This is a genomic window from Nocardiopsis sp. iso_25 (genome assembly GCF_056173305.1).
Genome location: NZ_CM149667.1, coordinates 5,757,360 through 5,783,845 on the forward strand (window position 1 = coordinate 5,757,360; position 26,486 = coordinate 5,783,845).

At 71.8% G+C, this 26,486-nt stretch carries 21 protein-coding genes; 8 read left to right on the top strand and 13 right to left on the bottom strand.

From position 1 onward, the window contains the following. Positions 1-255 precede the first annotated feature (255 nt). The gene (locus AC0VX6_RS24790; RefSeq protein ID WP_047868858.1) at positions 256-492 is read left to right on the top strand and encodes a DUF397 domain-containing protein; all 237 of its coding nucleotides are present in this window, start codon (positions 256-258) and stop codon (positions 490-492) included. Positions 493-762: 270 nt separating this feature from the next. Here the strand turns inward: AC0VX6_RS24790 and AC0VX6_RS24795 are convergent, their stop codons facing one another. After that, the gene (locus tag AC0VX6_RS24795) at positions 763-2,109 is read right to left on the bottom strand and encodes a KamA family radical SAM protein (protein ID WP_274978254.1); all 1,347 of its coding nucleotides are present in this window, start codon (positions 2,107-2,109) and stop codon (positions 763-765) included. 345 nt (positions 2,110-2,454) lie between these two features. On the opposite strand from AC0VX6_RS24795, the gene plsX reads away from it, so the two are divergent. The 3 genes from plsX (at position 2,455) to AC0VX6_RS24810 (ending at position 6,349) form a co-directional block, all read left to right on the top strand. Further along, the gene (plsX, locus tag AC0VX6_RS24800; protein WP_274974900.1) at positions 2,455-3,579 is read left to right on the top strand and encodes a phosphate acyltransferase PlsX; all 1,125 of its coding nucleotides are present in this window, start codon (positions 2,455-2,457) and stop codon (positions 3,577-3,579) included. Positions 3,580-3,618: 39 nt separating this feature from the next. After that, entirely contained in the window at positions 3,619-5,364 is a 1,746-nt protein-coding gene (gene argS / locus AC0VX6_RS24805) for an arginine--tRNA ligase (protein ID WP_274974901.1), read from the top strand. Positions 5,365-5,740: 376 nt separating this feature from the next. Continuing rightward, the gene (locus AC0VX6_RS24810; protein WP_274974902.1) at positions 5,741-6,349 is read left to right on the top strand and encodes a YceI family protein; all 609 of its coding nucleotides are present in this window, start codon (positions 5,741-5,743) and stop codon (positions 6,347-6,349) included. Positions 6,350-6,407: 58 nt separating this feature from the next. Here the strand turns inward: AC0VX6_RS24810 and AC0VX6_RS24815 are convergent, their stop codons facing one another. The 3 genes from AC0VX6_RS24815 to AC0VX6_RS24825 form a co-directional block, all read right to left on the bottom strand. Further along, positions 6,408-7,313 (bottom strand): ribokinase, encoded by a 906-nt coding sequence (locus AC0VX6_RS24815; RefSeq protein WP_475466278.1) that lies wholly within the window; start codon positions 7,311-7,313, stop codon positions 6,408-6,410. Then, on the bottom strand, positions 7,310-8,137 hold the full coding sequence (locus AC0VX6_RS24820; protein ID WP_274974904.1) for an exodeoxyribonuclease III: 828 nt from the start codon (positions 8,135-8,137) through the stop codon (positions 7,310-7,312). The genes AC0VX6_RS24815 and AC0VX6_RS24820 overlap by 4 nt, the downstream gene beginning before the upstream one ends. A gap of 133 nt (positions 8,138-8,270) precedes the next feature. Continuing rightward, positions 8,271-9,041 (bottom strand): DUF1963 domain-containing protein, encoded by a 771-nt coding sequence (locus AC0VX6_RS24825; protein ID WP_274974905.1) that lies wholly within the window; start codon positions 9,039-9,041, stop codon positions 8,271-8,273. A gap of 369 nt (positions 9,042-9,410) precedes the next feature. On the opposite strand from AC0VX6_RS24825, the gene AC0VX6_RS24830 reads away from it, so the two are divergent. Next, complete coding sequence (locus AC0VX6_RS24830) at positions 9,411-10,652, top strand: winged helix-turn-helix domain-containing protein (protein ID WP_475466280.1); 1,242 nt, start codon at positions 9,411-9,413, stop codon at positions 10,650-10,652. On the opposite strand, the gene AC0VX6_RS24835 is transcribed toward AC0VX6_RS24830, so the two are convergent. The 4 genes from AC0VX6_RS24835 to AC0VX6_RS24850 all read right to left on the bottom strand — a co-directional run bounded on the left by AC0VX6_RS24835 (position 10,630) and on the right by AC0VX6_RS24850 (position 13,526). Then, a complete protein-coding gene (locus AC0VX6_RS24835) occupies positions 10,630-11,085 on the bottom strand; it encodes a type II toxin-antitoxin system VapC family toxin (protein WP_475466282.1) in 456 nt (151 codons plus the stop codon). The two genes, AC0VX6_RS24830 and AC0VX6_RS24835, sit on opposite strands and share 23 nt — an antisense overlap. Continuing rightward, a complete protein-coding gene (locus AC0VX6_RS24840; RefSeq protein ID WP_274974908.1) occupies positions 11,072-11,314 on the bottom strand; it encodes an AbrB/MazE/SpoVT family DNA-binding domain-containing protein in 243 nt (80 codons plus the stop codon). Before AC0VX6_RS24840 ends, AC0VX6_RS24835 begins: the two co-directional genes overlap by 14 nt. A 392-nt stretch (positions 11,315-11,706) precedes the next feature. Beyond that, on the bottom strand, positions 11,707-12,849 hold the full coding sequence (locus tag AC0VX6_RS24845; protein WP_274974909.1) for an acetyl-CoA C-acetyltransferase: 1,143 nt from the start codon (positions 12,847-12,849) through the stop codon (positions 11,707-11,709). A gap of 230 nt (positions 12,850-13,079) precedes the next feature. Then, a complete protein-coding gene (locus AC0VX6_RS24850; RefSeq protein WP_274974911.1) occupies positions 13,080-13,526 on the bottom strand; it encodes a MerR family transcriptional regulator in 447 nt (148 codons plus the stop codon). An 82-nt stretch (positions 13,527-13,608) separates the two neighbouring features. On the opposite strand from AC0VX6_RS24850, the gene AC0VX6_RS24855 reads away from it, so the two are divergent. Then, complete coding sequence (locus tag AC0VX6_RS24855; protein ID WP_475466285.1) at positions 13,609-14,445, top strand: SDR family oxidoreductase; 837 nt, start codon at positions 13,609-13,611, stop codon at positions 14,443-14,445. A 161-nt stretch (positions 14,446-14,606) separates the two neighbouring features. Here AC0VX6_RS24855 and AC0VX6_RS24860 read toward each other — a convergent pair whose 3' ends face one another. Further along, a complete protein-coding gene (locus tag AC0VX6_RS24860) occupies positions 14,607-16,637 on the bottom strand; it encodes an MDR family MFS transporter (RefSeq protein ID WP_274974913.1) in 2,031 nt (676 codons plus the stop codon). Between the two features lie 223 nt (positions 16,638-16,860). Here AC0VX6_RS24860 and AC0VX6_RS24865 point away from each other — a divergent pair, with 223 nt between their 5' ends. After that, the gene (locus tag AC0VX6_RS24865; RefSeq protein WP_274974914.1) at positions 16,861-18,003 is read left to right on the top strand and encodes an acyl-CoA dehydrogenase family protein; all 1,143 of its coding nucleotides are present in this window, start codon (positions 16,861-16,863) and stop codon (positions 18,001-18,003) included. A gap of 36 nt (positions 18,004-18,039) precedes the next feature. Next, positions 18,040-18,207, top strand: coding sequence for a hypothetical protein (locus AC0VX6_RS24870; RefSeq protein ID WP_274974915.1), 168 nt, complete (start codon positions 18,040-18,042; stop codon positions 18,205-18,207). 249 nt (positions 18,208-18,456) lie between these two features. On the opposite strand, the gene AC0VX6_RS24875 is transcribed toward AC0VX6_RS24870, so the two are convergent. The 4 genes from AC0VX6_RS24875 to AC0VX6_RS24890 form a co-directional block, all read right to left on the bottom strand. Further along, entirely contained in the window at positions 18,457-20,754 is a 2,298-nt protein-coding gene (locus AC0VX6_RS24875; protein WP_274974916.1) for a SpoIIE family protein phosphatase, read from the bottom strand. A 152-nt stretch (positions 20,755-20,906) separates the two neighbouring features. Then, positions 20,907-21,608 (bottom strand): iron-dependent transcriptional repressor DtxR, encoded by a 702-nt coding sequence (locus tag AC0VX6_RS24880; protein ID WP_017563554.1) that lies wholly within the window; start codon positions 21,606-21,608, stop codon positions 20,907-20,909. Positions 21,609-21,994: 386 nt separating this feature from the next. Further along, positions 21,995-22,648: a pyridoxamine 5'-phosphate oxidase gene (gene pdxH, locus AC0VX6_RS24885; protein WP_274974917.1), complete on the bottom strand. Its 654-nt coding sequence runs from the start codon at positions 22,646-22,648 to the stop codon at positions 21,995-21,997. A gap of 51 nt (positions 22,649-22,699) precedes the next feature. Then, positions 22,700-26,272 (bottom strand): ABC transporter substrate-binding protein, encoded by a 3,573-nt coding sequence (locus tag AC0VX6_RS24890; protein WP_475466289.1) that lies wholly within the window; start codon positions 26,270-26,272, stop codon positions 22,700-22,702. Positions 26,273-26,486: the final 214 nt, after the last annotated feature.

Below are 26,486 nucleotides of genomic sequence, written 5' to 3' on the forward strand. Positions count from 1 at the left end.
GTGACGTGCGGTTCCGCCTCCGAACCACCCGGCGCGCTTGCATAAGTACTTACCGCCGTAAGTACGAATGCACGTGCATAAGCTACGCTTTGGCTCGCACCCGGGATGAAACAGCCCAACGGGGGACAGGGCCACCCATGCCCGGGGTCGTCTTCCCGGTGGGGGCCGGGGGTTCGACACAACGGGCGCGGTGGACTGGACCGCCGCGTGTGGACACACCCCGCTCACGCGTCCCCCACGTTCCAGGAGGTTGAGATGCATCCGATCTACAACGGCGTTCCCGCCGGCAGTCTGCCGAAGGTCGTCTGGACCAAGAGCAGCTGGAGCAACCCGGACGGGAACTGTGTCGAGGTCGCCGCGCTACCGGACGGGGACATCGCCGTGCGCAACTCGCGCGACCCCCAGGGACCGGCCCTCGTCTACACCCCCGCCGAGATCGAGGCCTTCGTGCGCGGCGCCAAGACCGGCGACTTCGACGCCCTCCTGAGCTGACCCGACTCCCCCGCCCCTCAGACCATCCCGGAAAGGGTCCGCGTCGAGGGCCGCCGTGACCACCCGAACCCGTCCGGCGGCCCGCACTCCGTCCACGGCGCGGACGCGAGCGGAGCCCGGCACCACCGCGGTGCCGGGCTCCGTCTTGTGTCCGGGGCCGCGCGCGGCGGACGGGGCCCGCCCCAGGGACGCTCCAATTCCCCTGGGACGGGACCGCCGTCCGCTCCTCCCCCGGCCTCGGGGCCGGGGCGCGCGCGGCGCCGGGCCGTGCTACAGGCGGGTGGGGTCGACCAGGCCGCCGGACGCGCCGACCGGGGGCTGCTCCCACGGCAGATGGGTGGCGCCCAGGGCGGGCTTGAGGTCGAACAGCCACGCGGCCTTCTCGTCGTACTCGGCGAAGAAGGGTCTGCCGACCAGCTCGGGGTCGCGCGCCTGGATGAAGTGCAGGACGAAGACCTTCTGGCCCGCCACCTCGGTGACGCCGTCCACGCACACCTTGCCCGGGGTCGCCGACATCGACGGGCCGCGCACCGTGCGGGCCAGCCCCGAGACCTTCTTGTAGGCGCCGCGGAAGATCTCGTAGGCCTCCGCCAGCGGCACCGCGAAGTAGTCCTGCGGACCCGTGTCACGCTCGACGAACATGTAGTACGGGACCATGCCGTGCCGCAGGTGGGTGCGCCACATGCTCTCCCACACGGCGGAGTCGTCGTTGATCGTGCGGATCAGCGGCGCCTGCGTGCGGATGACGGCGCCGGTCGCGCGGATGCGGCGCACCGCCTCCTGGACCAGCTCGGGCCGCATCTCGTTGGGGTGGGAGAAGTGGGCCATGAACGCGAGGTTCTTGCCCGAGGCGACGACCTTCTCGAACAGGCGCAGGGTGTCGTCGGCGTCCGGGTCGGTGACGAAGCGCTGCGGCCAGTAGGCCAGCGCCTTCGTGCCGATGCGGATGGCCTCCAGGTGCTCGATCTCCAGCAGCGGCTCGATGTACTTGGAGATGACCCCCTCGCCCATGATCATCGGGTCGCCGCCGGTGAACAGGACGCTGGTGACCTCGGGGTGCGAGCGGACGTAGTCGACGAGCTGGTCGATCTCGCTGGAGGCGAACTTCAGGTCGGCGTCGCCGACGAACTGGGCCCAGCGGAAGCAGTACGTGCAGTACGCGTGACAGGTCTGCCCCTGCTTGGGGAAGAAGAGCACGGTCTCCTTGTACTTGTGCTGGACGCCGGGGATGGGCTCCTCGTTGGCCAGCTTGGGCACGTTGAGGTCCATCTGGCCCGCGGGGTGCGGGTTCAGGCGGGCGCGGATCTGGTTGGCGGCCTCGTTCAGCTCCTTGCGCTGGGCGCCAGAGCGCAGCAGGTCGGCGATCCGGGACACGTCGTCCTGGGGCAGCATGTCCGCCTGTGGGAAGACCAGGCGGTAGATCGGATCGTCGGGAGCCGCGTCCCAGTCGATCAGCTCGTCGACGACGTAGCTGTTGACCCGGAACGGCAGCACGGTGGCCACCGCCTGCACGGCGAGCCGCTCGTCGGCGGCGAGCCCGGCTCGCGCGGTGAGCTCGTCGAGGTGTTTCGTCGTGTAGGCACGAAACCGACGTCCGGCGGACGGGGACGTTGCCACGTCTGGCGTAACGCTCACGCCTCTCCTTTCTGCGGGTGAGCAGGGCGCCCGCCGGGTTGGTGCGGGCAGCCCTGATCCGGTGGTTCCGGCGCGCGTGCGCACCGGCGGACCACCGGGAGGTGTTCGATGTGGTTGTCGCGTGCCGCCGGAGGGTGATTACTCCCCGGGGCAGCGAGCGGATATACCCCGTTTAGGGACTTTTATCCATCATGCAGGAAGTCCAGTCCTGACCTGGACATACGGGAAGTATCCTCGCATGAGCAGACGAAAGTGCCCGACGGTGCCGCCACCGCGCGACCCGATACCGTGTCTCCGCGTCCGCCCACCACACCCGTGAGGGAACAGTTGACTGGTACACCCGACGCGGAGGCGTCCGTCGCGCGGCGCTCGTCCCCGCCGATCATCGCCGTGGACGCGATGGGCGGCGACAACGCGCCCGTCGAGATCGTGCGGGGAGCCGTGCTCGCCGTCCGCGAACTCGGCCTGCGCGTCCTGCTCGTGGGACGGCGCAGCGAGATCGCCGCGCTGCTCGCCGAGGAGGGCGCGCTGCGCGACATCCCCGTCGTGCACGCCGAGGACAACCTGGCCATGCACGAGGGCGCCCTGGCCAGCTGGCGGCGGCCCCGCTCCAGCGCGGCCGTCTCCTGCCGCCTGATCCGCCGGGGCGACGCCGACGCCCTGGTCTCGGCCGGTTCCACCGGCGGGATCGTGGCGACCTCCACCGTGCGGCTGCGCACCCAGCCCGGAGTGCTGCGCCCGGCGCTGGCTGTGACCCTTCCCACCGGCGAGACGCCCACGATCATGGTGGACGCCGGGGCCAACGCCGACGCCAAGCCCGAGATGCTGGTGCAGTTCGCGCACCTGGGCTGCGCGTACGCCCAGACCGCGTTCGGGGTGCGCAGGCCCAGGGTGGGCGTGCTCACCATCGGCTCGGAGCCGGGCAAGGGCAACAAGCTCGTGCGCCGGGCGACGGAGCTGCTGGCGGCCACCGCGGAGGGGCCCCCGGCGATGGACTTCCGGGGCAACATCGAGGGCCACGACCTGCTCGCGCGCAAGGTGGACGTGGTGGTGACCGACGGCCACACCGGCAACGTGGCGCTGAAGTCGGTGGAGGGCACGGCCGCGTTCGCGATGGAGGCCGTGCAGGCTGCGCTGACCTCCTCGACCGCGGCCAAGGCGGGCGCGCTGTTGCAGCGCAAGGCGCTGCGGGGCCTGCGCGAGCGGCTGGACAGCGAGACCTACGGCGGCGCCGCGCTGCTGGGCCTGAACGGGACCGTGGTGATCGCGCACGGAGACAGCCGGGCCAAGGGCGTGGCCCGGGCCTGCCAGCTGGCCAACGACCTGGCGGGCGGCCGCATCGGGGAGCAGATCCGCCGCCGGGTGCACAGCCGCCCGCCGAACTGGCTGCACCGCCTGGCCCAGTCCGAGGCGCCGGGGCAGCGGGGCGCGGAGCAGACCGAGGATCGCTGACGGGCCGGGAGGGGCGGCTCCGGTCGGTACGCTTGGGGCATGGCCGACCCGCAGGAAGTACTCTCGCGACGGGTCCAGTCCGCCCTCGGCGCCGCCTTCGGCCCCGAGTTCGCCGACACCGACCCCGTCATCCGCCCGTCCCAGTTCGCCGACTACCAGGCGAACGCCGCGCTCGCGCTCGCCAAGCGACTGGGCCGAAAGCCGCGTGAGGTGTCCGCGGCGATCATGGAGCACCTGGACGTGGCCGACGTCTGCCGCGACGTCGAGGTCAGCGGGCCGGGCTTCATCAACCTGACGCTGCGCGAGGACTGGATCGCCGAGCAGACCCGCCGGCTCCTGGACGACCCGCGCCTGGGCGTGCCCGAGCAGGAGCGCCAGAACATCCCGCTGGACTACTCCGCGCCCAACGTGGCCAAGGAGATGCACGTCGGGCACCTGCGCACCACCGTGGTCGGCGACGCGCTCGCGCGCACCCTGGAGTTCCTGGGCCACAACGTCATCCGCCAGAACCACATCGGCGACTGGGGCACCCCCTTCGGCATGCTCATCGAGCACCTGCTGGAGGTGGGCGAGGACTCCCCCGAGGCGGACCTGGTCACCACCGACCCCAACGCCTTCTACCAGGCGGCCCGGACCAAGTTCGACTCCTCGGGCCCCGGCCCCGACGACTTCGCCGCGCGCGCCCGCCGCCGCGTGGTCTCCCTCCAGAGCGGCGACGAGGAGACGCTGCGCCTGTGGCGCAAGCTCGTCGGCCTGTCCAAGGCCTACTTCAACAAGGTGTACGCCAAGCTCGGCGTGACCCTCACCGACGAGGACCTGGCCGGGGAGAGCAGCTACAACTCCGCGCTCGCCGACGTGTGCGAGGAGCTGGAGGCCAAGGGCATCGCCGAGATCAGCGACGGCGCCCTGTGCGTGTTCCTGGAGGGCTTCACCGGCCGCGAGGACAAGCCCGTCCCGCTGATCGTGCGCAAGAGCGACGGCGGCTACGGCTACGCCACCACCGACCTGGCCACCGTCCGCCACCGTGTGGACGACCTCAAGGCCGACCGCATCCTGTACGTGGTCGGCGCCCCGCAGGCCATGCACTTCAAGATGGTGTGGGCCGCCGCCCGCGAGGCCGGGTGGCTGCCCGAGGGCGTGGAGACCGTCCACGTGCAGATCGGCAACGTGCTGGGCAGCGACGGCAAGATCCTGCGCACCCGCAGCGGCGCCCCGGTGCGCCTCATGGCGCTGCTGGACGAGGCGATCGAGCGCGCCGCCGCGGTGGTCGCGCAGAACCGCCCCGACCTGGACGCCGAGGGCCAGGCCGAGATCGCCCGTCAGGTGGGCATCGGCGCGGTCAAGTACGCCGACCTGTCGGTCGCGCACGACACCGAGTACACCTTCGACTTCGACCGGATGCTGGCCCTGACCGGCAACACCGGCCCCTACCTCCAGTACGCCCAGGCCCGGATCCGGTCGATCTTCCGCAAGGGCGGCCTGGAGCTGTCGCAGGCCAGGGGGGACATCAGCGTCTCCGAGGGCGCCGAGCGCGACCTGGCCCTCAAGCTGCTGGAGTTCGGCGCGGTGGTGGCGCAGGTCGGCGACCTGCTCCAGCCGCACCGGCTGTCCACGTACCTGTTCGAGCTGGCGCAGTCCCTGACGGCCTTCTACGAGCACTGCCCGGTGCTGACCGCCTCCGACGAGGCCGAGCGCGAGTCGCGCCTGGCGCTGGTCGCGGTGGCGTTCCGGGTCCTGGTCCAGGGTCTGGACCTGCTGGGCGTGGAGGCTCCCGAGCACATGTAGCGGAGCGTACGCGGGCCCGCCGGGCGCGCGTGCGGGAAGGAGGCCGGGGCGGTGCCGCCCCGGCCTCCTTCGTGTGCGCTCCGGCCCTGTCGCGTGCGCGTCGGCGGCCGTGGGTGCGCCGGCGGCCGTGGGTGCGCGGCCCTTCGCGTGCCGTGTCAGTCCGCCGTCGCGCGGCTGACCGGTTCCGGTCGCCGGGAACCGCCCGGGGGATCTCACACGCGGCGAACCGGCTCGTCAGAGGCGGTTTCAGCGCGTGCGCGGCCACCGAGTCGAAGATCTCGCCCCCCACCGGGCCGGAACTCCGTTCCCCGTCCGGGCGTCAGATCTAAAGTATGTGGACAAAAGCCTCAGATAAGACAAAAGGGAGAAATCGGTAATGACAACCGCCCCCGCGGAGGTCGGTCCCGGACCCGGCACCTGGTACCTCGACCCGCTGCACTCCAGCCTGATCTTCGTCGCCCACTACCTGCGCTTCGGCCGGGTCCAGGGCACGTTCGGCCAGGCCTGGGGCCGCGTCGCCGTCGCCGAGGAGCCCGAACGGTCCGCGGTGGAGGTCGTCCTCGACGCCGCCAGCGTCAACACCGGCGTGGGCGCGCGCGACGCCCACCTGCGCTCCCCCGACTTCCTGGACGTGGACCACCACCCCGAGCTGCGCTTCGTCTCCACCGGGCTGGAAGCGGGCGGGCGCAACCCCAACGCCTTCCGCCTGCACGGCGACCTGACCATCCACGGCACGACCGTGCCCACCGTGCTGGACGCCCAGTGGGTGGGCGAGGCCCCGGACTACGCCTCCCCCGAGGACACCCACGGCCACTTCTTCTCCGCCACCACCCGGATCCGCCTCTCGGACTTCGGCGTGGGCGACGGCGGGCCGGTGCCCTGGGGAGGCCGTATGGTCGGCGACACCGTGGACATCGTGCTGGAGGTGCGCCTCCAGAACCAGGACCCCGCCCCCTTCCTCCGGCAGATCGGGCACGCGCCCTGAGGAGCGCGTGCCCGACCGGCCGGGACCCCGCGCAAGCCGGGGAGGGGCGGCGGCGGACTCAGCCGCCCAGCAGCGCCTCGACCTCGTCCCGGGAGGCCATCGACGAACTGGCGCCGTGCCGCTGGACCGAGAGCGCGGCCGCCGCGGCGGCGAACCGCATGGCCTCCTCCGGCGTGCGGCCCTCAGCGCGGGCGACCGCGAACGACCCGCAGAAGACGTCCCCGGCCGCCGTGGTGTCCACCGCCTCCACCCGGCGCGCGGGAACGTGCAGCGGCTCTTCCCCTCTGCGGCCGTGGAGCGATCCGTCCTCGCCCAGGGTCAGCAGCACCTCCGGAACCAGCTCCAGCAGCGCGGCCAGAGCCTCGCGCGGCTCGGCGCGGCCGGTGATCGCGGCCGCCTCGTGCTGGTTGGGCACCAGGACGTCCACCGACTCCAGGAGTTCGGCGGGCAGCTCGCGCGCGGGAGCCGGGGTCAGGTAGACCGGGACGCCCAGCTCGCGGCCGGCGCGCGCGGCCGAGACCACCGCCTCCATGGGCAGTTCGAGCTGGAGCAGCAGGGCGGCGCTTCCCCCGATGATCCCGGAGTCGCCCGCGGCCACGCCGGTGACCTCGCCGTTGGCCCCGGGCACGACGATGATCGAGTTGCCGCCCCCGCCGTCCACGACGATGTGCGCCACCCCCGACGCCCCGGGCACCGTGCGCAGCCCGGACACGTCGATGCCGCTGCCGACGAGGTTGGCGCGCAGGTCCTCCCCGAAGGAGTCCTCGCCCACCGCGCCGAGGAAGGCCACGTCGGCCCCGGCCCTGGCCGCGGCCACGGCCTGGTTGGCGCCCTTGCCGCCGGGCACCTGGCGAAAGGCCGTGCCCGTGACGGTCTCCCCGCTGGCGGGAACCTGTTCGACGTAGGCGACCAGGTCCATGTTGACGCTGCCGAAGACCGCCACGCGCGGCGCCGCGGCGCTCACTTGGCCGCCTCCCTGGCCACGGCCCCGCCGCCGTCGCCGTCCAGGCCCACGATGACCGGGGCGTGGTCGGAGGCGCCCTTGCCCTTGCGCTCCTCGCGGTCGATGCTCGCGCCGCTGACGCGGTCGCGCAGCGCCGGGGAGGCGAGCACGAAGTCGATGCGCATGCCCCTGCGCTTGGGGAAGGCCAGGCCCTTGTAGTCCCAGTAGGTGTACACGCCGGGGCCGGGGGTGTGGGCGCGCACGACCTCGTCGAACCCGGCGCCGACCAGCTTGTCGAAAGCCACCCGCTCGGGCTCGGTGACGTGGGTGCTGCCCTCGAAGGCGGCCATGTCCCACACGTCCTCGTCGCGCGGGGCGATGTTGAAGTCGCCGACGTAGGCGATCTGGGCGTCGGGGTCGGCGGCCAGGCTGGCGGCGCCCGCCTCGCGCAGCGCCTCCAGCCAGCGGAGCTTGTAGGCGTAGTGGGGGTGGTCGACCTCGCGCCCGTTGGGCACGTACAGGCTCCACACCTGCACGCCCCCGCAGGTGGCGCCGATGGCGCGGGCCTCGGCCTCCTCGGGGTCGCCGTAGCCGGGCTGGCCGGGGAAGCCGATCCGCACGTCCTCCAGGCCGACGCGGGAGGCGATCGCGACCCCGTTCCACTGGGACAGGCCGTGGTGGGCCACCTCGTAGCCGCGGTCGGTGAGGACCGAGGCGGGGAACTGGTCGTCCCGGGCCTTGGTCTCCTGGATGGCGAGGACGTCGACGTCGCTCCGGTCCAGCCAGGCGCCGATCCGCTCGGCCCTGGCCCGGGCACTGTTCACATTCCATGTCGCGATACGCACAGCAGAAGGCTAGGCCATGGCGGCGACGGGACCGGCCTCGCCGGGGAGGCGGCCCCGCGTGTCCGCGACCGCGAGCGCGGGCCCGCCGGGACCGCGCGGAGCGGACCGCGCCGCCGCGGCGGCCGCGCGACCGTCAGGGGTGGGAGCCCAGCACCCCGCCCACCGCCTTCGTGAAGTCCATCGCCTCCAGGTCGTGGCGGTACATGACCCACACCGCGTACCCGGTCCAGCCGGGGGCGCCGAACATCTCGTAGCGGGCCTGGGCCAGCAGCACGCGCTCCCCTCCGTCCCGCTCGTAGTCGGCCGGGGTCTGGACGAAGGGCGGGTCCTGCGGCGAGTAGGCGTACCCGCCCAGGATCAGGTCGGACCGGCGCACGTGCTCCGCACGGTCGTACTGCTCCAACCGGTGCTCCCGGTAGACCCGCTCGGTGTCCCCGTCCGCGACGACGGCGCCGTCGACACCCGTCGGCATGCTCCAGGCCGACCGGGCGTAGAGGGGGTACGGGTCCGTGTGGGGTGTGCCCTCCTCGGGGGTGCGTTCGGTCGCGGCCGCCCCCGCGGGGACGTGGACCACGGCGCCGTCGCCCGCGGACCCCTCCGGGTCGCGCCGGTTGGCGAAGAACAGCAGATGGCCGTCCTGCGGCAGCGGGAGGTCGAGCACGTCCCGGGGCAGGGCCGCGCAGTCCACGGAGGCGATGAGGTCCGGGAAGCCGCTCCAGTCGACGTCCGGGGGCAGGACGGGACGGCCGCCGTACCGCCCGGCGAGGACCCCGCCGCCCCCGTCCGCGGGACCCAGCCCGATCTGGGGGCGGGCCAGGCGCAGGGCCGTGTCGACGGCGTGGTCGGGTACGCCGTTCCGGCGGGCCGAGTCGCGGTACTCCTCGAAACTGTCCATGGCGGACATGCTGTCGCATCGGGGGGACATCCCGCCGCGCGGGCGGGCCCGCGACCGGGAAGGGGATAACAGCCCTGTGGACAACGGGAACGCGGGGTCCCCGACGGGGACAATGCGAGGAGGCGACCGTTCGTGCCCCGCTCCTCGGGGGCGCGGGGCACGGGGACGGTCGTGGCCCCGGTGCGGCCGTCCTCCGCACCGGGGCGTGCGCGACTCCCGGCACGTGCCCGGTGGTTCTTGTCGCGTTCTGTTGGACGGCTTTCCACCCCCGGAGGTTCGCATTGGGTCAAAGGTTTTTCGGCGCTCCCCGCCGGTCCGGCGCACGGGCCCCGCGGCCCGGGAGGGCGGACTGTCGTCGGTCGGGGTTACGGTGGCGCAATGGCAGAACCGCACCCCCGCCGCGACGCGGAACTCTCCCTCTCCCAGGCGCGCAGGATCGCGCTCACCGCACAGGGGTTCAGCGACCCCCGGCCCGCCGGGAAGCCGACCCTGGCCCACCTGGCGCGGGTGGTGCGCCGGGTGGGCATCCTCCAGATCGACAGCGTGAACGTGCTGGCCCGCAGCCAGTACCTGCCGGTCTTCGCGCGCATGGGCGCCTACGACACCGCCCTGCTGGACCGGGCGACCACCTCCGCGACCGGTTCGGGGGCCGCGCGGCTGGTGGAGTGCTGGGCGCACGAGGCCAGCCTGGTGCCGCCCTCCACCCGCCAGCTCATGCGCCACCGGATGGAGCGCAACCGCGCCCAGGAGCGCGTGGGGTGGATGGACCGCATCCGGGAGGAGAAGCCCGAGCTGGTCAAGGCGGTGCTGGAGGAGGTGGTGCGGATCGGCCCGGCCAGCGCCCGGCAGGTGGAGGCGGGGCTGGCGCACGACGTGCCGCGCGCCAAGGACCACTGGGGGTGGAACTGGTCCGAGGTCAAGAGGTGCCTGGAGTACCTGTTCTGGGTCGGCGACCTGACCTCCAACGGGCGCAACGCGCAGTTCGAGCGGCTCTACGACCTGCCCGAGCGGGTGCTGCCGCCGGAGGTGTACGCGGCGCCGGAGACCACCCCGGAGGAGGCGCACCGGGAGCTGGTGTCGATCGCCGCCCGCGCGCACGGGGTGGCCACCGAGGCGTGCCTGCGCGACTACTTCCGGCTCAAGTCCACCGAGTCCCGGGCGGCCGTCTCCGACCTGGTGGAGGCGGGCGAGCTGGTGCCGGTGCGGGTGCGGGGCTGGGACCGCACGGCCTACCTGCACCGGGACGCCCGGGTGCCGCGCAGCGTGCGGGCGCGGGCGCTGCTGAGCCCGTTCGACTCGCTGGTGTGGACGCGCGACCGGGCGGAGGAGCTGTTCGGGTTCCGGTACCGGCTGGAGATCTACGTGCCCGCCGCCAAGCGGGTGCACGGCTACTACGTGCTGCCGTTCCTGCTGGGCGAGGACCTGGTGGCGCGGGTGGACCTCAAGGCGGACCGCGCCTCGGGGACCCTGCTGGCGCAGCGGATCACACTGGAGGACGACGCGCCCGCCGAGACGCTGCCCGAACTGGTCGAGCAGCTGACCGAGATGGCCGCCTGGCTGGGCCTGTCCAACGGCGTCGGCGGCCCGGCGCTGGAATCTAGTTCGGTGAAACGAGCTTGACCGTGGGGAAGTAGGTCCGGAACCTGCGGGCGTCCCGACTCAGGAGTTGGAAGCCGCTGACAGCGGCGTGAGCACCGATGTAGAAGTCGTGCAGCGGTGTGGTCTTGTTCCCGCCCTGTTTGCGGTACTGGAGATGGGCCTTCCCCGCCAGGAAGGTCGCCTCCCAGGGCAGGGGTGCACGGACGAAGTCGTCGGTGAGTTCCTGATCGAGTTCCTCGATCCGGCTGAAACGTACGGACACCTCAGCGTAGATAAGGGGATTGATCACCAAAGGGCCCTGATCCGCCGCCTCCTCCAGCGCCCTGGTCGACCATTCCGCCCAGACCGGGTCCTCGGTGAAGACGTCCAGCAGCACGTTGGCGTCGACGAGGGTGACCGTCGGCTCCTCGTGGGAAGGAGCCACGCACGACACTTCGGCCTCATCCCTCGTCATCATCGTCTCCCCTGGTCAGGGCCATGATCTGATCGGTGGACAGCGCGACGTCACCCTTGCCTCGGAGGCGGTCGACGAGACGTCGCCCTCGAGAACGCGTGGACGCTGAACGGACGACTCGGGCGCCCGTACCGTCCAGGACGAACTCGACCTCGTCCCCTGGTTTGAGTCCCAGGCTCCTGCGCACCTCGACGGGGATGGTGACCTGACCCTTTTCGGTGATTCTCATGAGACCAGGGTAATACCTCGTTGGTATTACCCCAGGGCTTTCGATCCCGCTCCTCCGACGCGGTCTCCGCTGGGGAGCTGCCGCGACCGGATGCGCGACGTGCCCTGTCGAACGCTTCTCTGCTGGGACGTGTCCGAGGCGTCCCCGAGGAATCGAGGAGCCCCGCCTGGGCGAGCTTCGCGCGAATCACCCGCGCCTCTTCGGTCACGGGTTCGGGGTCGGCCGCGGTGCTCAGCACATGTGTCATGTACTCGTTCATACTGACGCCACGACGTTCTGCCATGCGCCTCACACGCTGGACCAGCGCGTTCTCCGCCCTCCGCGTGACCTGCTCCATGGAAAGGAGCCTGTGTGCTCGCATGCGAGCACACAGGCTTCCGAGCCGGGAAAGTTCAGACCCGCTCGATGATGGTGACGTTGGCCTGGCCGCCGCCCTCGCACATGGTCTGGAGGCCGTAGCGGCCGCCGGTGCGGTGCAGCTCGCCGACCAGCTTGGCCATGAGCACGGTGCCGGTGGCGCCCAGCGGGTGGCCGAGGGCGATGGCGCCGCCGTTGGGGTTGACCTTGGCCGGGTCCGCGCCCAGCTCCTGGATCCAGGACATCGGCACCGGCGCGAAGGCCTCGTTGATCTCGGTGACGTCGATGTCGTCGATGCCCAGGCCCGCCTTCTCCAGGGCGACGCGGGTCGCCGGAATGGGCGCGGTGAGCATGTACACGGGGTCGTCGCCCACCAGCGAGAGCTGCACGATCCGGGCCAGCGGGGTCAGGCCGTGCCGCTCGACCGCACGCTCGGAGGCGATCAGGACCGCGCCCGCGCCGACGGAGATCTGGCTGGCCACGGCGGCGGTGAGCGCCCAGCCCTCGCGCAGCGGCTTCAGGCCCGCCATCTTCTCCAGGGTGGTGTCGGGGCGCACGCCCTCGTCGCGCTCCACCCCGGCCAGGGGGGCGATCTGCTCGTCGAAGTGGCCCGCCTCCAGCGCCCGGGCCGCGCGCCGGTGGCTCTCCAGCGCGAACTCCTCCAGCTGCTCGCGCTCGAAGCCCCACTTCTCACACATGAGCTGAGCGCCGCGGAACTGGGAGATCTCCTGGTGGCCGTAGCGCTCGACCCATCCGTCGCCGTACAGGCCGAGCCCGTTGTCGAGGGCGTACTGGACGTTGGCCCCCATGGGCACCATGCCCATGTTCTCCACGCCCGAGGCCACGACGAGGTCCTGGGTGCCGGACATGACGCCCTGGGCGGCGAAGTGGACGGCCTGCTGGGAGGAGCCGCACTGGCGGTCGATGGTGACGCCGGGGACGGACTCCGGGAGGCCCGCGGAGAGCCAGGCGGTGCGGGCCAGGTCGAGCGCCTGCGGCCCGACCTGGCTGACGCAGCCCATGATGACGTCCTCGACCGCGGCCGGGTCCACCCCGGTCCGGGAGACGAGTTCCCTGAGCACGTGCGCGCCCAGGTCCGCCGGGTGCACGGCGGCCAGGGCGCCCTTCCTGGTGCCGACGGGGGTGCGTACTGCGCCGACGATGTATGCCTCGGCCACGGGGTCCTCCAAGGGCCTGGATGACGGTTATGAACCGAACTGTATTCGGTTTCTCGGATCCGGCAAGCCCCCGCCCCCGGGGACCGGAGTTCGCACCGGTTGTCCACAGACGGTGATCAGGGGTGTCCCGAGCCGGTGTCGCGGTGGTTTCCTGGAAATAGGGGGGTCCCACCCCAGGTGCGCTCCGTCATGCGCTGTCGCCCGAGGCCGTCCCACCGCACCGGGGAGCGCTACTCCGGCACCCGCGCTCCCGACACGGCGGAGCAGTCGGGCATGTCGAGCCACAGGTCGTCGCCCACGGCCTCGGCCGAGTGCTCGGCGTAGAAACGCACCTTGTTGTCGATGATGTCGAACGCCTCCTGGAGTTCGGCCACCCGGGACGCGACGGCCCGCTGGTGCTCCCTCAGGATCTCCAGCCTCTGCGGCCGTGTGCGCGGTCCCTGCCGGACGAGGTCGACGTAGTCGCGGATGCGCGGCAGCGGCATGCCGGACGAGCGCAGCTTCTTGCAGACGGTGATCCAGTCCACCTCGTCCGAGGCGAACAGCCGCCGTCCCGCACCGTCCCGTGTGACCGGGCGCAAGAACAGCTTCTCCTGCTCGTAGAAGCGCAACGTCGAGACGGACACCCCGGTCCGCTCGCTCACCGCGCCGATACCCAAGAGTTTCGTAGTGGTCATCCGCCGAATCTACAGCTTGACCTCCAGTCGACTCGAGGTCATAGCGTCTCGTACCGAACAGCCACCGATCCGAGGAACATCTATGACCACGTGGTTCATCACCGGCACGTCCACCGGGTTCGGGCGCATCATGACGGAGCGCCTGCTGGCCCGCGGCGACAGCGTCGCCGCGACGCTGCGCAACCCCCGTCTGCTCGACGGCCTGCGCGCTTCGGCGGGCGACCGGCTGTGGGTGTCCGAGCTCGACGTCACCGACCCGGTCGCCGTCGAACACGTCGTCAGCGCGGCCTTCGAGCACTTCGGCGTCATCGACGTACTGGTCAGCAATGCCGGATACGGCACCTTCGGTGCGGCCGAGGAGCTGAGCAGGGAGCAGATCCGCCGATCGATCGACACCAATCTCCTGGGCTCGATCGACGTGATCCGGGCGTTCATCCCCCTCCTCCGGAGTCAAGGGCACGGACGCATCCTCCAGGTGTCGTCCGCGGGCGGTCAGGCCGCGGTCCCGGGGTTCGCCGCGTACCACGCCGCCAAATGGGGGGTGGAGGGTTTCTGCGAATCCGTCACCCCCGAGCTCGCAGCCCTCGGCATCGGCATGACCATCGTGCAGCCGGGCGCGGCACCGACTCAGTTCACCCCCAGCCGTGACGACGGTTCCACCTTGGACGTCTACGATCTGGGGCCGGTGGGCGAGGTGCGCCGTGCCATCGCCGGCGGTGCGATCACCCACCCGAACGATCCGGCGAAGATCGCCGACGCGATGATCGCCTGTGCCCAGACCGAACCCGCACCGCTGCGGCTGCCGCTGGGCGCGGACGCGGAGGCCGCGCTTCGCGGCGCCTACCAGCAGCGCCTCGCCGGACTCGATGAGCAGCGGGACGCCGCCCGGTCCGTCGCGCTGGACGACGCGGCAGTGTGAGCTGAGGGGGAGTGGCGGACCGGGCACAGCGGAAAGGAACGACAGGCTGACGCCCCTCCCGCCCGGGAGGTGGACCGGCCTCCAGTCCAGGAGACGGACCGTTCCGATCGTGGGGAGCGGTCCGGCCGAACGGTACGGTCCGCTCCGGCCCCCTCCAGCACTCAGGCCCGGTGCGCGCCCCGCTCCAGGTGCCCGGCGTCCCCCTCGTCCCCCAGGACGTCGGTGGTGATCCGCTCCAGGGCGGCCACCACCTCGGGGTGCTCCTCGGGGCCGTAGTCGGCCAGCAGCGAGCGCAGCGCGGTGCGCTGGGCCTCGAAGACCCCGCGGGCGGCGGACGCGCCGCGTCGGCTCAGCTCCCAGGGCTCGCCCTCCCCCGCCAGGTAGCCCGCCTCGACCAGCTCCCGGTGGACCGGCTCCCAGTAGTCGGCTGGCAGCCCGGACATCTCCACCAGCTCCCCGGGCGAGAGCGGCCCGGTCACGCCCAGGTGGCTGAGCACCCAGCACGCGCGCGGCGAGACCTCCAGGCCCGCCGCCTCGCGCAGGCGCGCGTACATCTGGTCGGCGCCCTCCCGGCCGCAGGCCCGGAACACCTCCTTCTCCACGTGCGCGATGGCGCTGCGGCTCGCGGCGGCCACGGGAGGGATGGACTCGTCCAGGTCCGGGGAGTCGATGGTGGTGCGCAGCGGGATCTGCCGCAGGAACAGCGCCAGCACGAACCCGGCCAGGGCCACCGGGACCGCGCACAGGAAGACGGTGTCCACCGCGTCCGCGTAGGCCTGGAGGAAGGACGCCTGCGCCTGCGGGGGCAGCTGGTCCAGGCTGCGCGGGTCGCTCTCCAGCGCCGCGGGGTCCACCCCGGGCGGCAGCTGGATCTGCGCGGCCCGCTCGGCCAGGTTGGCCGCCAGCTGCCCGGAGAAGACGGCGCCGAACACCGCCGTGCCGAACGACCCCCCGATGGACCGGAAGAACGTCGCCGCCGAGGTGGCCACGCCCAGGTTCGCGTAGCTGGCGGCGTTCTGCACCACCACGACCACCACCTGCATCACCAGGCCCAGGCCCACGCCGAGGACGAAGAAGTAGAGCCCCATCTGCACCATCGAGCTCTCCGGCCCCAGCCGCGAGAGCAGGAACAGGCCGAGGGAGGTCACCGCCATCCCCACCACCGGGTAGACCTTGTAGCGGCCGGTGCGGGTGACCAGGCGACCGCTGGTGATCGAGGTCAGGAACAGACCCAGCACCATCGGCAGCAGGTGCAGCCCCGAGGCCGTGGGCGACAGGCCGTGCACGACCTGGAGGAACAGCGGCAGGAACGCCATCGACCCCATCATCGCGAAGCCCACGCAGAAGCCGATCGCCATGGCCACCACGATGGTCGGGTCGCGGAACAGGCTGAGCGGCATGACCGGGTCCGGCGCCCGCCGCGCGGACAGCCACCAGCCCACACCGAGCACCACGGCGGCGGCGCCGAGCCCGAGTACCTGCGGCGACGTCCACGGGTAGAGGCTGCCGCCCCAGGAGGCGACCAGCGTCAGGCAGATCGCGGTGGCGGCCAGCAGCACGATCCCGAAGTAGTCGATGCTCTGGCGGCCGGTCGGCTGGCGGCGCGGCAGCACCACGAGCACCGTGATGAAGGCCAGCACCCCCAGCGGCAGGTTGACGTAGAACACCCACCGCCAGGACAGGTGGTCCACGAACAGTCCGCCGAGCAGCGGACCGGCCACGCTGGAGATGCCGAACACCGCGCCGAACAGCCCCTGGTACTTGCCGCGCTCGCGGGGCGAGACGACGTCGCCGATGATGGCGGAGGCCAGCACCATGAGCCCTCCGCCGCCGATGCCCTGGACCGCGCGGAAGAGGATGAGCTGGAGCATGCTCTGGGCGATCCCGCACAGGGCCGAGCCGACCAGGAAGACGGCGATGCAGGTGAGGAAGAACTGCTTGCGGCCGAACTGGTCGCCGAGTTTGCCCCACAGCGGCGTGACGGCCGTGACCGCGAGCAGGTAGGCGGTGATCACCCAGGACAGGTGGTTGAGCCCGCCGAGTTCGGACACGATCGTGGGCAGTGCGGTGGACACGATCGTCTGGTCCAGGGCCGCCAGCAGCACGGTGAGCATCAGCGCGCTCATGATCACCGCGATCCTGCCGCCCCGGTGCTCCCTGCGCGCCCGATGCCTGGCCTCGTACTGGACCATGGCCCTCCCCTCCCCCGGCCGGGCCGCACGCGGTCCCGCCCCTCGGCTACCGGCTCCGCTGCCGCCACCCTAGGAAGCCGCGGCCCCCCGTCCGGCGGGAACCGCCGCACGGGCGCTGACGGGCACGGGAACTTTGCCGGGGCTTGGACTGTCCCCTTCAAAACCGAATTCGATTCGGTTACTGTGGCGTCACGCAGGAATCCCCGACACCCCGGAGCAGAGCATGAAGCGGGATCTCTTCGACGCCGACCACGACCTCTTCCGCGCATCGGTGGCCGAGTTCCTCAAGCGCGAGGTCACACCGCACCATCCGGAGTGGGAGAAGGACGGGATCGTGCCCCGCGGGGTGTGGACCAGGGCGGGCGAGGTCGGCCTGCTCGGCCACGGCGTGCCCGAGGAGTACGGCGGCACCGGGCTGCGGGACTTCCGCTACAACACCATCGTCAACGAGGAGATCTGCCGGGCCCGCGCCAGCGGCCTGGGCGTCACCCTCCAGAACGACGTCATGGCCCCGTACATGGTCGACCTGACCGACGACGAGCAGAAGAGGCGCTGGCTGCCGGGGTTCGCCAGCGGCGAGCTGATCACCGCCATCGCCATGACCGAGCCCGGCGCGGGCAGCGACCTCCAGGGCATCGCCACCTCGGCGGTGCGCGACGGCGACGAGTACGTCGTCAACGGTTCCAAGACCTTCATCACCAACGGCGTCAACGCCGACCTGGTGATCGTGGTCGCCCGGACCGACCCCGACGCGGGCGCGCAGGGCTTCTCGCTGATCGCGGTGGAGCGCGGCGCCCCCGGGTTCGGCCGGGGCCGCAACCTCGACAAGATCGGCATGAAGGCGCAGGACACCGCCGAACTGTTCTTCGACGACGTGCGCGTCCCGGCGGCCAACCTCATCGGCCGGGAGGGCGGCGGGTTCGTCCACCTGATGGAGAACCTGCCCCAGGAGCGGCTGTCCATCGCCACCTGCGCGGTGGCCTCCGCCGACGCGGTGCTCCAGCACACCATCGCCTACTGCCGGGAGCGGACCGCCTTCGGCCGTCCGATTGGGCGCTTCCAGAACACCCGTTTCGTCCTGGCCGAGTTGGCCACCGAGGTGGACATCGCCCGCACCTACGTGGACCGCGGCATCGGCCTGCTCAACCGTGGTGAACTGACCGTGGAGGACGCCGCCATGGCCAAGTGGTGGACCACCGAACTGTGCAACAAGGTGATGGACCGGTGCCTCCAGCTTCACGGCGGGTACGGGTACATGATGGAATACCCGGTGGCACGGGCCTGGCAGGACACCCGCATCCAGACGATCTACGGTGGCACCACCGAGATCATGAAGGAGATCGTGGGGCGCGGCCTGGGACTGTGACCGCACAACCCCCTCCCCAGAAGGGTCGGAGCTGGAATGAGCGGTGCTTGGGACGGCCTCATCGTCATGGGCCTGCTGGTCTTGCTGCTCGTGATCGGGGTGCGCAAACTCCGGCCCCGGGTCCACATCCCGTGGACCACCAGCGGGATCGTGGTCTTCTTCGTCTTCCTGTGCCTGCTGCTGTGGGCCTGGTCCTGGCGCTAGACGGTGCTTTTCGGGGCCTCCGCTCCGCTTCGTCCCACCCGTCGCCCGCCACCACCCTCAACGGACGCTGCGCGCAGTTCCCCCACGGAGACCCGCCTCCGCCACCTCCAGAACCCCGTGGGCGTCCGGACCAACCGCCACAAGCTGGGGCCGCGGACAGACCCCGGGCATGATCCCCGCCGAAGGGACGGGCCCGGCGCGTCGCGGCGGTTCCACGACTGCGCCGGGCCCTGAGGCGGCGTCGGGACACTAGTCCTGCCCGGCCTTCTCCCCGTCCTCGGACTTCTCCCGCTCCCCGGTCTCCTCGGAGTGCATGGGCATCTCGAACCAGACCGCCTTGCCGTCCGGGGTCGGTCGCGCCCCCCACCGGGTGGCCAGCTGCTCGACCAGGTACAGGCCGCGGCCGCCCTCGTCGTCGGCGGCGGCGCTGCGGATGCGGGGCAGGCGCAGGTCGTTGTCGAAGACCTCCACCCACACCGTGTTCGCGCCCCGCCGCAGCCGCAGCAGGAACTCCTTCTCCCCCGCCTCCTCGGCGGGTTCGTCGGCCTCCTCGGCCACCGCCTCCAGCAGGTCGCTCCAGTCCTCGTCGAACTCGTCGGCCACCGCGTCGAGCGGGGTCTCGGAGTCCAGCACCCCTCCGCCGGTGAACTCGCGGTGCACCGGGTGCGGGGTGGCGTGGATGACGACGTTGGTGACGATCTCCGAGACCAGCAGGCAGGCCAGCTCGGCCTGGTCGCGGTCCACCCCCCACTCGCTGAAGGTGTGGGCCGCCATGTGGCGGGCCTCGCCCACGGTGGAGGCCTCCGAGGGGAACCAGCCCTCGCGCAGCGCCAGCTCCTCGGAGTGGGTGCGCACGACCAGCAGCGCGGTGTCGTCGTGGTGTTCGCCCGGAACACTGTGCGCGGCCGCCTCGGCGATCTGGTCCACGTCCTTGTCGGCGACCTCGGCCACCCGCTCCGACAGCAGCTCGAAGGCGCTCTCGGGGTCCGCACTGCCCCCGGCCGGACGCCGGTCCACGAGCCCGTCGGTGTACAGGACCAGGGTGGCGCCGATGGGCAGGCGCAGGTTGGCCTGGTGGTAGACCACGTCCTCGCCCGATCCGCCCTTGGCCCGCACGCCCAGCATGCGGTCGGTGACCTCCAGGTCGATCTTCTCCACCGACTCGGAGGTGACCAGCAGCGGGGGCGCGTGCCCGGCGTTGGCGTAGGACAGTTCGCGCGACCAGGCGTCGTAGACCATGTACAGGCAGCTGACGCTGGGAATCCAGGTGCCGCCCTCCTCGTCCTCCTGGCCCAGCTGGCGGACCCACTCGTCGAGTTCGCGCAGGATGTCGGCGGGCTCGCGGTCGGCCTGGGCGAAGGCGCGCAGCGCGGCGCGCAGCTGGCCCATGACGGCGGCGGCGTGCGGGCCGCGGCCCTCGACGTCGCCGATGACCAGTCCCACGCGTCCGGCGGAGAGCGGGATGGCGTCGTAGAAGTCTCCGCCGATCTGGGTCTGGACCCCGTACCCGTCGGAGCGCAGCGGCCCCGCGGGCAGGTAGCGGTGGGCCGCGGTCAGCCCGTCCAGCCGGGGCAGGCTGCTGGGCAGCAGGCTGCGCTGGAAGGCCAGCGCGGTGCTGCGCTCCTGCTCGAACAGGCGGGCGTTGTCGATGGCCAGGGCCACCCGGGAGGCGATGGCGCCGACGAGGTCGCGGTCGAAGCCCCCGTAGGTGCTCTTCTGCCGCGGTGAGAGCCCGGACAGCGCCAGGGTGAGCACGCCCAGCACCTCGCCGCGGGCCCGCAGCGGGGCGGCGATGGCGGAGGTGACGCCGACCTGGCGCGAGACCTGGTCGGAGCGCGTGCTGGGCGAGTTCTCGAACAGGTACTCGCTGCTGACCACCGTCTCCAGGCGGCGCAGGGCCTGGGTGACGAAGTGGCGTTCGGGGTAGCGGACCTCGTCGCCGACCTCGAACCAGGTGCGCGGCGGGGGCGTCCACCCCTCGGCGTGCACCGACACCTGTCTGACCAGGCGGTCGCGGTCGTAGAGGTCGATGAAGCAGTGGTCGGCGAACTGCGGCACGAGGATGCCCGCGACCCCCCTGACCGTGGAGTCGAACTCCAGCGAGCTGGTCAGGCGGCTGCCGATGCGCTCCAGCAGGCCGTACTGCTCCTCCACCCGTCCGCTGCGCAGCGCCTCCCTGGCGATCAGGGTGATGCCGTCGATCTCGCCGGACTCGTCGCGCATGGGCACGGCCTGGGCGCGCACGTGGATCCAGGTCGAGTCGCCCCGGAGCACGGCGAAGGTGCCCTCCCACGGCTCCCCGCGCAGGACGCGCCGGGCCAGCTGGGAGGCGTGCTCGCGGTCGGACTCGTGGATGCCGATGTCGAGCAGGGAGAGGCCGACGTAGTCGCGACCGCCCACGAACCCGAACAGCTCGCGCGCGAAGGGGTTCCAGTAGCGCAGGAGGCTCGCGCGGTCGATGACGACGATGGCGATCTGTGCCTGGTCCGCCACGGCGGCCGCGGCGAGCGCGTCGCCCTTGGGGAAGGGCTCACCCCACCGTGTCATCTAGCCGCCACCTCGCCGTCATGAGCTGCATACATGCCCGCTCCGGGTACCCCGAACGACCGCACCTTGGGGCGAGCGTAGCAACACCGTCAACGTTCCCGCAGCGCAATGTGACAATCCTGATGAGCAACCAATCAACGCGTCCGTACGGTTCACGGCTTGGCGACGAAGATGTGCCCGGCGACGAGCGCCGAGAGCTCGGTTTCCCCGGTCTCACCGTCGATCACGCGGACCCCGTCGTCAGAGGCTCGCAAGACCACTTCCTGTCCCGGTTGTACCCCGGATCGGCGCAAGGTGAGCATGATGTCGGCGTCCGACTGGATCTGCTCGCTGATACGCCGCACGGTGACCGTCGTCTCGCTGTTCCCGGCGACGTCGATCATCGGGACGATGGAGTCGTCGGTGAAGGGCTCGGGGGAGTAGTCCTCCAGGCCCAGCTCGTCCAGGCCCGGGATCGGGTTGCCGTGCGGGCAGACCGAGGGGGCGTTGAGCAGCGTGACCAGACGCTCCTCCACGGCCTCGGAGATGACGTGCTCCCAGCGGCAGGCCTCGATGTGCACGTCCTCCCAGGGGAGTCCGATGACGTCCACGAGCAGGCGCTCGGCGAGCCGGTGCTTGCGCATGACGTGGGTGGCCAGACGGCGCCCCTCGGCGGTCATGACCAGGTGCCTGTCGTTCTCCACCCGCAGCAGGCCGTCGCGCTCCATGCGGGCCACGGTCTGGCTCACCGTGGGGCCGCTCTGGTGCAGGCGTTCGGCGATACGGGCCCGAAGCGGGACGATGCCCTCCTCTTCGAGCTCGAAGACCGTACGGAGGTACATCTCCGTGGTGTCGATCAGCCCGTGTGCGGTCAAGTCTCCCCTCCCAAGGCTCTGTGCCCGGCGCGCGGTCACGACGGGCACGGCGGGTCTCTCACAACACAGGCCGGGGCGACGTGATTCCCAGGGGCCGGGTGGGGACCGGGGCGTCCGCAGGACCGCGGGAGCGACCACCGATACACGCAAGCATATCGCGGCGCGGGGCGCCCGGATTTCTGCCCGGTCTCACGATGCGGATACGTTCTGCCCCGCGCCGCAAGGGCACTTGGTCACGCCGACGGGGGCCTTCCAGCCCACCGCGTACGCCGGAGGGGTGCCGGGTCGTCGCTCACCTGCGGGAACGGCCTCCCGAACTCGCGTACGAAGCGGCCAAGATCACTCCCGGGAGCGGCGCGGCGCGAGCGCGTCACCCGACGGCCCGGTCAGGGGGCCAGGCGCTCGACGCTCCAGGAGCCGTCCGGCTCGCGCAGGTAGCGGAACCGGTCGTGCATGCGGTCGGCGCCGCCCTGCCAGAACTCCACCTCGCTCGGCACGAGCCGGAAGCCGCCCCAGTAGGCGGGCCGGGGGATCTCCTCCTCGGCGGCCCAGACCGTGTCGAACTCCCGGTAGAGCCGGTCGAGCTCGGCCCGGTCCGCCACCGGCCGCGACTGGCGCTCGCTGGCCCAGGCGCCCAGCTGGGAGCCGCGCGGGCGCGAGGCGAAGTAGCGGTCGTTCTCCTCGTCGCTGAGCCGCTCCACCCGTCCGGCCAGCAGGACCTGGCGCCGGACGGCGTGCCAGGGGAAGACCGCGCTGGCGCGCGGGTCGGCCTCCAGGGCCAGCCCCTTGCGCGAGGTGTAGTTGGTGAAGAAGCGCAGTCCCGTGCTGTCGTAGCCCTTCATCAGCACGGTGCGGGCGCGGGGCATGCCCGAGGGCTCGACGGACGCCAGGACCATGGCGTTGGGTTCGGCCAGCCCGGAGTCGTAGGCCTCGTCGAACCACAGGTGGAACTGCGTCATGGGGTGGTCGGCGAGCCCGGAGCGCCCCAGGGGCGCACCCAGGTACGGTTTGCGCAGTTCGGCGGGGTCTTGGTGGTCCACACGGGGCATCCTCTCGCGTCGTGTGCCGCGCGCGCCACCCGGACCCGCGCGTCAGGCGCACGCCGGTCCGGGGTCGACCGTGCCCGTGCTGACCTGGCCGCAGGCGGCGATCACGTGCTGGCGCTCGCCGTCCGAGCCGAGCGGGCCGACCACGACGAGCTGGACCATGCGGTCGCGGTACCAGTTGCCCTCGGAGGGCTCCCCGAAGCCGAGGTAGCCGGAGACGGCGGACAGGTTGTGCGTGCCCTGGATGTTCTCCACGAGCCCCTGCTGCTCCTGCTCGTACCCGGCATCGGTGCCCAGGAACGGCGAGGGCCGCTCGGTGGGCGCGGCAGAGGCCGTCTGGGTACCGGTGTCCTCGGGTAGGGAGCGGGGGATGCCGCGCAGCGCCCGCGAGAAGACTCTGAACGCGTCGTGGGCGACGGCCGCGTGGGCGATCGAGGGCATGCCGCCGTCGGCCGCCACGGCTTCGGCCTCGGTCCCCTGCTCCCGCTCCTCCTCGGTCTCCTCGTCCCCCTCCTCGCCGCCGTAGAGCTCCTGGATGAGGAGGTCGGCCTCGGCGTAGAAGGCGCGCTCGCTGCTCCGCGTGTACTGGCTCCAGGCGCCGCTGGCCGCGAGTGGGGTGTAGAAGACGGGGTACCCGGAGGCGTGGCCGAGCGTCTCGGCGTGGTCGGTGACGAACTTGGCGATGTCGTCTCCACCGATGATGTCGGCCCCGGCCTCCACGCACATCCCCTCCTCCTGGAGCTGGTTGTGGAAGTCCATGAAGTCGGTGGAGCGGCCCGCGAAGTAGATGACGTCGGGCGGGTCCTCGGCGCACACCCTCGCCAGCTGGTCCGCCTGGCTGAGGCCGCCGTCCTGGTAGGGCAGCACGCCGGGGAAGGTCCCGGTGCCGCCGTTCGCGAGGGTGATGGGGCGCGGTTCCCCGTCGCCCTCCCAAGGCTGACCGCCCAGTGCGCGGAAGGCTGACATGAACCGCACCGCCAGATGGGGGCCGTAGCTCTCCCCCTGCTGGTTGTTGGCGATGGCCACGGCGGTGCGGGCGGGTCCCAACGACGGGGGTTCCTGCCCCTCGACCAGTTCGTTTCCCGTCCACGGCACGCCGCGGTAGGCCCACAGGGCGGCCTGTTCGGCCATACGGGTGTTGGAGGGTGCCACGGGGAAGAAGTACTGGCTGTACTTGCCGGAGGTCTCCATGGCCACGTCGTCGAAGGTGGCGGTGGTGCTGATCATGGGGATCCGGGCGCCGCTGAGGACGCGGACGGCCTCGGTGTTGGGCTGGACGCTGTCGCCGAATCCGAGGGCGGCCACGGGCCGGTCCATACCCCGCCCTTCGTCCTGGGCTCGTTCGACGATCATCTCGGCGGTTTCGCGCGCGTACCGCCAGTTCTCGCCGGTGTTGGTGATGAGGATCTTGATACGGGGCAGGGAGCCGTCACCCGAGGCATTGTGCTCCGCCTGCTGGTGGGCCAGGCCCAGCAGCTCGCCCTGGACCCCCGACAGGGACAGGTCGCTGTTCCCGGTCGCGCTGAGCTGGGCGACGTAGGCGAGGGTGACGTGGTTCCCATCGTCCTCGTCGACCTGCTCGTTCTGTTCGTGGATGCGCTCGGTGACCTCGCGCAGGCGCTCGTGGAAGACGAACGCCCCGAAGGTCACCCCGACGCAGTCCTCGCCGTGCCGTTCGACGCCCGGAGGCGTCACGACCCAGCCCGACCCGCACGAGTTGTAACCCTCAGCCATGGCCGGGCCGCCCAGCCAAACCGCCAGGACGGCGGCGACGGTGAGCCCGGCGGTCGCCACCACGGTGATCCTGGTGATCGACGCGGCCGTACGCACGGTCACCGGCTTCGGTTTGCTCGGGTTGTCCTCCCAGGCAGAAGGCGCGGCCGGGGCCCGCTGGGTGAGCAGCCGGGAGCGGCCCAGCACCCCGGCGGCGTGGCGCTCGCGCAGCCACTGCGACACCGCGTCCTCGGGGCGGCTGCCGTTCCCGGCCTCGGGCAGCCTGGGGTAGCGGGAGGTGTCCACCCTGTCGTTGACCAGCGGCCGGGTGCCGCGGGCGCGCACCTGGACGATGAGTAGGGGGTCCGGGAAGCCTCGGCGCAGCCGCTCGTCCTCGATGAGGCGGACCAGGTAGCGGCCGACCCGGTCGAGCCGGTCCTGGTCCACGAGGAGCACGGGGCGCTGGTGGCGTCGGCGGCGCGGAGAGAACCGGCGGCGTCCCGGTGAACCGCCGTGGGTCTGCGCGAGGTCGTCGAGGAAGGCGTTGACCACGAGCCGGTGGATGCCGGGCGGGCGCTCCACGCGCGGATGTTCGGCGTCGTCGTCCTCGCGTTCGGGACGCTCAGTCGGGGACACGACCGTGGGGAGCTCGGCACCGGGCACCCGTCTTCCGTGGTACACGGGCATGGTGTCGGGGTGTTCGAAGCCGCGCCCGCCCCCGTCGGCCACCCCGCGTTCTCCATCGGCGCCGGGGCCGCGGACGAGGCGTCCGGTGAGGCGTCGGCGGTTGAGAAGGTTGAGGACGTGGACGCCGCGTTCGCGGTGGTTGGCCAGGTCCGCCTGCGCCCTACCACTTCTGGGCTGGGCCTCCTCCGCCTGCGCCTTGCCGCTCCTGGGCCGGGCGTCCTCCAGCACGTACCGGTGGTGGTTGAGCCAGCGATAGGGGCGCCAGGGCAGGGCGACGAAGCGGAAGAGACAGGCGTAGACCACGGCCAACACGAGGCCGATACCCACGATGACCAGGTTGTTGACGACTTGGAGCACCGCGTTGAAGGCGGCGGCGGTACCCCAGAGAGCGGTCACGGACAGGAGGGCGCTGAAGAGCTTGACGCTGAAGTCCACGGGGGCGGCCACCTGGTCGTTGGCCTTCTTGAAGGACACCCGCTCCGGGAGACCGGCGACCAGCCGCACGATCCCGGTGAAGACTCGGTCCTGGAAACCGCGCAGGCCGGAGCGCGTGTAGCGACCCTCCGTCACTCGGTCGGCCTCCCGTGTCGCTACCCCGCCGTATGCGAGTTTGGCCCGCCTCAGCTCGGCACCGACGTGGACTTGCGCCCTGAGGCTGGTGCCGAGGTCGGCCCCGTCCTGGCCGACCTCCTCCTCGGAGACCGCGGAACCGATGGGGCCGAACCGGCACAGGCGCAGCCACAACAGGGAACGCAGCCGCGCGAAGCGGGGCCAGGGAGGGGGCACACGTCCGTCCTCCCCTGCGGTACGCGGGGCGTCGGCCTTGGCCAGGAGGCCCGACATCAGGTCGTAGAGCTCCTCGGTGGTGGCGTGGGCCTCGTGCGCCCGGGATCGCCCCTCGGGCCTGTCGGGGGTGTGCGGGGGCAACCGCCAGACCGGCTCGCCGCCGCAGCGCTCGGTGAGCACATTCAGCAGCTTCTCGCGGTCGGCGCCCTCCTCCAGCTCCAAGTCGAGTACGGGCGGTGGTTCGGCCACGTCGCCGCGCTGGACGCCGCCGCGGTTGCCGACCCGGAGCCTGCGTGCGGCCCGCCGCTCCATCCTGCCCATGAGGCGGGCATCGCTCCGCGTCGGGCGCAGGCGCAGGGCGTCGAAGACCCGCAGGAAAGCGCTGCTCTCATTGAGGTGGTCGGTCTCGGGGACGGTCCTGCTGTCGGCCACGTGTGGGCACCCCTCCGCGTCGCGCGCTGTGTGCTGGCGTTCCCCCCGAAACTCCTCCTATAAGACCGCACTCCTAGCGGAAAGTGCACCCGTGTTAACCGAAATGCCACTGTCCTATACCGGCCAGAACCTTTGGGAACGTGACATAGCGTCCGCTCCCCCGCGTCATTTCGGGCGTCCCAAGAGCGGCCCTGACCGGCCCCGCCGCCTCAGC